5 protein-coding genes and 1 riboswitch are annotated in these 6,343 nt (G+C 75.7%); of the genes, 1 reads left to right on the top strand and 4 read right to left on the bottom strand.

Annotated features, from left to right (window positions below):
* Window positions 1-4: 4 nt before the first annotated feature.
* From cobO to ACFXPX_RS03210, 4 genes are read right to left on the bottom strand one after another with little or no spacing between them, the layout of a single operon-like run.
* On the bottom strand, window positions 5-610 hold the full coding sequence (gene cobO, locus ACFXPX_RS03195; protein ID WP_380639417.1) for a cob(I)yrinic acid a,c-diamide adenosyltransferase: 606 nt from the start codon (window positions 608-610) through the stop codon (window positions 5-7).
* A gap of 6 nt (window positions 611-616) precedes the next feature.
* Complete coding sequence (locus ACFXPX_RS03200; RefSeq protein WP_380639419.1) at window positions 617-2,704, bottom strand: putative cobaltochelatase; 2,088 nt, start codon at window positions 2,702-2,704, stop codon at window positions 617-619.
* Window positions 2,701-4,215, bottom strand: a complete 1,515-nt coding sequence (locus ACFXPX_RS03205; protein WP_380525164.1) for a cobyric acid synthase — start codon at window positions 4,213-4,215, stop codon at window positions 2,701-2,703. Before ACFXPX_RS03205 ends, ACFXPX_RS03200 begins: the two co-directional genes overlap by 4 nt.
* The gene (locus ACFXPX_RS03210) at window positions 4,212-5,177 is read right to left on the bottom strand and encodes a cobalamin biosynthesis protein (RefSeq protein ID WP_380639421.1); all 966 of its coding nucleotides are present in this window, start codon (window positions 5,175-5,177) and stop codon (window positions 4,212-4,214) included. Before ACFXPX_RS03210 ends, ACFXPX_RS03205 begins: the two co-directional genes overlap by 4 nt.
* A gap of 98 nt (window positions 5,178-5,275) precedes the next feature.
* A riboswitch (cobalamin riboswitch) is annotated at window positions 5,276-5,407 on the bottom strand.
* A gap of 193 nt (window positions 5,408-5,600) precedes the next feature.
* Here ACFXPX_RS03210 and ACFXPX_RS03215 point away from each other — a divergent pair.
* A complete protein-coding gene (locus ACFXPX_RS03215; protein ID WP_375894609.1) occupies window positions 5,601-6,293 on the top strand; it encodes a transcriptional regulator in 693 nt (230 codons plus the stop codon).
* The last annotated feature ends 50 nt before the right edge of the window (window positions 6,294-6,343 follow it).

The following is a 6,343-nucleotide window of genomic DNA, read 5'->3' on the forward strand; positions in this document are numbered from 1 at the left end:
GAGGTCACCACTCGATACCGCGCTGGCCCTTGCGGCCGGCGTCCATGGGGTGCTTGACCTTGGTCATCTCGGTGACCAGGTCGGCGACCCCGGTCAGCGCCTCGGGCGCGTACCGGCCGGTGATGACGACGTGCTGGCTGCCGGGGCGGTCCTGGAGCACCGCGACGACCTCCTCCGGGTCGATCCACCCCCAGTGCATCGGGTAGGTGAACTCGTCCAGCACGTAGAAGCGGTAGGTCTCGGCGGCGAAGTCGCGCTTGACCTGCTCCCAGCCCTCCTTGGCCGCCTCCTCGCTGGTCATCTCCTGCTCGGCGGAGCGCTGGATCCAGGACCAGCCGGAGCCCATCTTGTGCCAGTCGACGGTGCCGCCCTCGCCGGAGGCGCCGAGCACGCGCAGCGCGTTCTCCTCGCCGACCTTCCACTTGGCGGACTTCACGAACTGGAACACCCCGACCGACCAGCCCTGGTTCCAGGCCCGCAGCGCCATGCCGAAGGCGGCCGTGGACTTGCCCTTCCCGGGGCCGGTGTGCACGGCGGTGATCGGCTGGGTACGGCGCTGACGGGTCGTCAGGCCGTCGTCGGGAACGCTCTCGGGGACACCCTTGGGCATGTCGGCTCAGGCCGCCTTTCGGATCGGGGTGGAGACGGGTCGGTTGGCGCGGACGAGCGAGGCCACGCCCTCCGCGCGCAGCTCGTCCAGGCTGACGGCGCTGCCGCCGAGCAGCCCGGCCAGGGTGCGGGCCAGGCCCAGCCGGACCGGCCCGGACTCGCAGTCCAGCACCACGCTCGCGGTGCCCTGGGCGGCGAACAGGGTGGCCGCCCGCTGGGAGCGGGCCAGCGCGTCCCGCCCGCCGGTGGCCCGGCCGTCGGTCACCACGACCAGCAGCGGGCGCCGGTTCGGGTCGCGCAGCCGCTCGACCCGCAGCACCTCGTGGGCGCGCAGCAGGCCGGCCGCCAGCGGGGTGCGCCCGCCGGTGGGCAGGGTCTCCAGCCGGGCGGCGCCGACCTCCACCGAGGAGGTGGGCGGCAGCGCCAGTTCGGCGTCCGCGCCGCGGAAGGTGATCATGCCGATCTTGTCCCGGCGCTGGTAGGCGTCCATCAGCAGCGACAGCACCGCGCCCTTGACGGCGGTCATCCGCTGCCGGGCGGCCATCGAGCCGGAGGCGTCCACCACGAACAGCACCAGGTTGGACTCCCGTCCCTGGCGCACCTGCTCGCGGAAGTCGTCCTTGTGCAGCACCAGCGCCCGGCCGGCCCGCCCACGCGCCACCTGGTGCGGCGCGGCGGCCTGGAGGGTCGCGGTCAGGTGCAGCCGGCTGAGCGCACCCTGCGGGCGGCGGGCCCGGACGGTGTGCCCGCCGGTGGTCTCGGCGGGGGAGCGCCGGCCCTGGGCGCCGTGGCCGGTGCCCTGCACGGTGAACAGCCGCGTCCGGTACGGGTCCCCGGCCGCGACCGGTGCCGACTCCCGGGCGGGGGAGGGGTGCTGGGCCGGTACGGGCTGCGGCTCGGGCGCCTCGGTGTCCGTGGCCGCGGGCTCCGGGGCCGCGCCGTCGGCCGGCTCGGGCGCGCCGCCGCCGTCGGGGCCGCCGTCACCCGGGCCGCCGTCACCGCCCCCGTCCGGACCGTCCCCGTCGGGCTCCGGCCCGTCACCCTCCGGCTCCGGATCCGGCTCGACCTCCGGCTCCTCCGGCTGGGCGTGCTCCTCCAGCGTGCGGTCCAGCTGCTCCTCGTCCAACCCCGGGGCGTCGAAGGGGTTGCGGCGGCGCCGGTGCGGCAGGGCCAGCTGGGCGGCCTTGCGGACGTCCTCCTCCAGCACCTCCGTCCGCCCGGCCCAGGCGGCCAGCGCGACCGCGGTGCGGGCCATCACGATGTCCGCGCGCAGCCCGTCCACCTCGAACGCCGCGCACACCGCCGTGATCTGACGCAGCGCCACATCCGTCAGCTCGACCTTCGGGAGCAACTCCCGGGCCGCGGTGATGTGTTCGGCCAGCTCCCGCTCCTCCGCCGCGAACCGGTCGGCGAACCCGGCCGGATCGGCGTCGTAGGCGAGCCGGCGCCGGACCACCTCGGCGCGCTCGGCCGGCTCCCGGGTGGCGGCGATCTCGACGGTCAGGCCGAAGCGGTCGAGCAGCTGCGGCCGCAGCTCGCCCTCCTCCGGGTTCATGGTGCCGACCAGCAGGAACCGCGCCGCGTGCCGTACCGACACGCCCTCGCGCTCGACGTAGGAGCGGCCCATCGCGGCGGCGTCCAGCAGCAGGTCCACCACGTGGTCCTGGAGCAGGTTCACCTCGTCGATGTACAGCACGCCGCGGTGCGCCTTGGCGAGCAGGCCGGGCTCGTACGCCTTGACGCCCTCGGCCAGCGCGCGCTCCAGGTCGAGCGAGCCGACGATCCGGTCCTCGGCCACGCCGACCGGCAACTCGACCAGCTGGGAAGGCCGTTGGTGGCTCCCGAAGGTGGCGTGCGGGCCGTCCGGGCACTGCGGGTCCGGCCCGGCCGGGTCGCAGGCGAACCGGCAGCCGTCCACGACGGCGATGGCGGGCAGCAGCCCGGCCAGCGCGCGCACCATGGTCGACTTGGCGGTGCCCTTCTCGCCGCGCACCAGCACGCCGCCCACGGCCGGGGAGACCGCGTTCAGCAGCAGCCCGAGCCGCAGGTCGGCCATCCCGACGATCGCGGTGAACGGATAGCGGACCTCACTCATGCGTCACTCCCAGGTGCTCCGGGCAGGAGGAACGGCAGCGATCCGGCCGCCGGCACCCCGCCCTCGATCAGCTTCCACAACGCGTCGGTGTCCGCGTGCTCCTCGATCAGGTCGCCCAGCCGGTCCAACCGGGACTCGCGCGCCACGGCGAACGAGGTGTCCGGCGCCGGTACGAACGCCCGGCCCGCCAAGTCGGCGACCTCGCGCAGGAGTTCACGGCGGAAGCCGTCGTTCTCCAGCGCGCCGTGCCAGGTGGTGCCCCAGACCGAGCCGACCCGGCAACCGTCCAGGAAGGGAACGCCCCCCTCGACGGCCACCACCCCGTGGTGGATCTCGTACCCCTCCACCCGCTGCCCGTACGCCTCGCCGACCGGCCGCGCCAGCACCTTCTCGACGCCGAAGCGCACCCGGGTCGGCAGCAGCCCGAGTCCGTCGACCACACCGGCCTTCGACTCGACCTCGTCCTCGATCGAGTGCGCCAGCATCTGGTAGCCGCCGCACACCCCGAGCACCGGCCGCCCGGCCGCCGCCCGCGCCTTCAACGCCGGCTCCAGGCCGCGCTCGCGCAGCCAGGCGAGGTCCGCCACGGTCGCCCGGGTGCCGGGCAGCACCACCAGGTCGGCGTCGGCCAGCTCCTCCGGCCGGGTCGCCCAGCGCACCAGCACGCCCGGCTCCTGGGCCAGCGCGTCCAGGTCGGTGAAGTTCGACAAGCGCGGGAAGCGCACCACGGCGACCCGCAGCACGTCCGCCCCCAGCGGCCCGCGCCCGTCCACCCGGTCCACCACGGTGGACAGGTCCAGCGAGTCCTCGGCGTCCAGCCACAGGCCCGGCAGCATCGGCAGCGTGCCCAGCACCGGACGGCCGGTCAGCTCGTGCAGCATCTCCAGCCCGGGCGCCAGCAGCCGGGCGTCACCGCGGAACTTGTTGACGAACCAGCCGGCCACGTGCCGCTGGTCCTCCGCCGACAGCAGCGCCAGCGTCCCGTACATCGCCGCGAACACCCCGCCGCGGTCGATGTCCCCGACCACCACCACCGGCAGCGCGGCGGCCGTGGCCAGGCCCATGTTGGCGATGTCCCGGTCGCGCAGGTTGATCTCGGCGGGGGAGCCGGCGCCCTCGCACACCACCACGTCGTAGCGGGCGCGCAGATCGGCCAGGCACTCCAGCGCGCGCTCCAGCAGGACGGGCTTGCGCTCCCGGTAGTCCAGCGCGCCCACCTCGGCCACCGGCCTGCCCAGCAGCACCACCTGGCTGCGGCCGTCCGCGCCCGGCTTGAGCAGCACCGGGTTCATCGCCGCCTCCGGCTCCACCCGGGCGGCCTGCGCCTGCATCGCCTGGGCGCGGCCGATCTCGGCCCCGTCGGCGGTGACGAAGGAGTTCAGCGACATGTTCTGCGCCTTGAACGGCGCCACCCGCACGCCCTGGCGGGCCAGCCACCGGCAGATCCCGGCCGTCACCACGCTCTTGCCCGCGTCCGAGGTCGTCCCCGCGACCAGCAGTGCGTTGGTCATGCCCCACCCCTCTTCCTCATCAGCATGCGCAGCAGGACGTGCCCCGCGACCGTCGTACCCAGCGCCAGCGCGCCCACCCGCCGGGACAGCGTGCAGGCCCGCTCGATGTCGTCCACCGTCACCGGCCGCAACTCCGCACCCAGGACGGGCCGGTGCTCCACCCGCTCCCCGTACCGCAACGTCCCGCCCAGCCGGACCCCGACCGCCCCCGCGAAGGCCGACTCGGCCTGGCCCGCGTTCGGGCTCGGGTGCGCGGAGCCGTCCCGGCGCCAGACCCGCCAGGCGGTCCGGGGCTCGGGCGCGGCGGCCACCGTCAGCAGGGCCGTCAGCCGGGCGCCCGGCCAGCCCGCCACGTCGTCCAGCCGGGCCGAGGCCCAGCCGAAGCGGGCGTAGCGGGGCGAGCGGTGGCCCACCATGGCGTCCAGGGTGTTCACCGCGCGGAACGCCAGCAGCCCCGGCGTGCCCGCCAGGGCACCCCAGGCCAGTGCGTTCACCACGGCATCCGCCGTGTTCTCGGCCACCGACTCGACCACCGCCCGGGCGATCTGCTGCCCGTCCAGGGCACTCGGATCCCGCCCGCACAGGTGCGGCAGCCGCTCCCGGGCCGCCGTCAGGTCGCCCGCGGCCAGCGAGCGTCCGACGGTGCGGGCCTCCCGGGTCAGCGAGGTGCCGCCGAGCACCGTCCAGGTCGCCGCCGCCGCCAACGCGGCCCGGCCCAGCGGACGGCGCCCGACCGTACGGTCCAGGGCGAGCGCGCCGACCGCGACCGCACCCACGCACACCGCGGTGTACCCGGCACCGGCCGCCCGGTCGTCGCGCCACAGCCGCCGCTCCAGCCGCCCCGCGGCCGTGCCGAACAGGGCGACGGGGTGGCCGCGGCGCGGGTCGGCGTACCGGGCGTCGGCGGCGTAGCCCACGACGGCGCCCACCGCGAAGGCCGCGGCCCGGGTCAGCGGGCGCACAACATCGAAAAGCCGGGGATCCAACCGGGCGGGGCAGCCTGCATCGCGTGGGTGTCCTCACTCAGGGTCCGCGCCCTGGATCGACGTACCGGGGGCGAGAGTCTCCTGGCTTCCGGGTCCGACGCACCCCCGGGCCTTCCAACGGCCCCTGACGGTCCGCCGTGGCACTTTCCGAGCGTGCTCCCCGGTGACAGTGGCGGGACCGCGCCGGACTCGCACCGGCTTCCTCTCCATGCCTCCGTTTGGCCCCAGGATCCCATCACGCGCCCGAACCGGGAGTCAACCGAGGTCACGGAGGGGTTGGTCACACGACGCACCCGCCCCCGCCCTGTGCGATCGCCCAGTACCACCAAGAGCCCGGCGCCCCCGCTTCGTGCGTTCGGCGGCTGGGGCCGCGCCGCAGGCCACGCCTACGGTTCGGCCATGCGCCGCAGAAAGCCCCCCGTCGCCGCCCCCGCCCCGGTGCCGTTCTCGCCGGAGGCCGCCCGGGCCCACCGAACCGGCCTCGGGCTGACCCCCGAGCAGGTCGCCGAGGGCATGGCCGCACACGGCGTCCGACTGCTGCCCGGCCACGTCCTCGCCTGGGAGGACGGCGTGCTGCGCCCCGGCGAGACCGAGTTCATCGCCCTGGCCCGCGCCCTCTGGTGCCCGGCCGCCGCCCTGATGCCCGGCCACCCCGTCAGCCTGCGCGACCACCGCCTCGCCCGGGAACTCCCCCCGGAAACCGTCGCCGAACGGGTCGGCATCCCCCTGCCCACCTACCGCCAGGCCGAACTGACCGGCGACTGGGACGGCGACCCGGACCAGACCCACGCCCTCGCCCAGGTCCTCGGCCTGCGCCTCACCGAACTCGTCGAGGCCACCGGCCGCCGCGAGGCCCTCGACGCCCTGCTCCGCCAGTGCGTGGCCGGCCGCTGGCAACCCCACCTCCGCCCGATCGCCCGCCTCGTCCCCGTCCCCGAACCCGACCTCGCCGCCGTCCTCCCCGTCCTCCACCAGGAACACCACATCCCCTCCCACTGGGGCACCACCACCCACCCCACCACCCCCACCCCACCCCTCACCCCCCGCTTCTGGCACCTCCTCAGCACCCACCACCCCACCATCCCCGTCTGACCGGCACCAACCCACTGCGGGCGTACAGGCACGGGCGCGCGGGCAACGCC

This window comes from Kitasatospora sp. NPDC059146, assembly GCF_042786665.1.
Lineage (GTDB): Bacteria > Actinomycetota > Actinomycetes > Streptomycetales > Streptomycetaceae > Kitasatospora.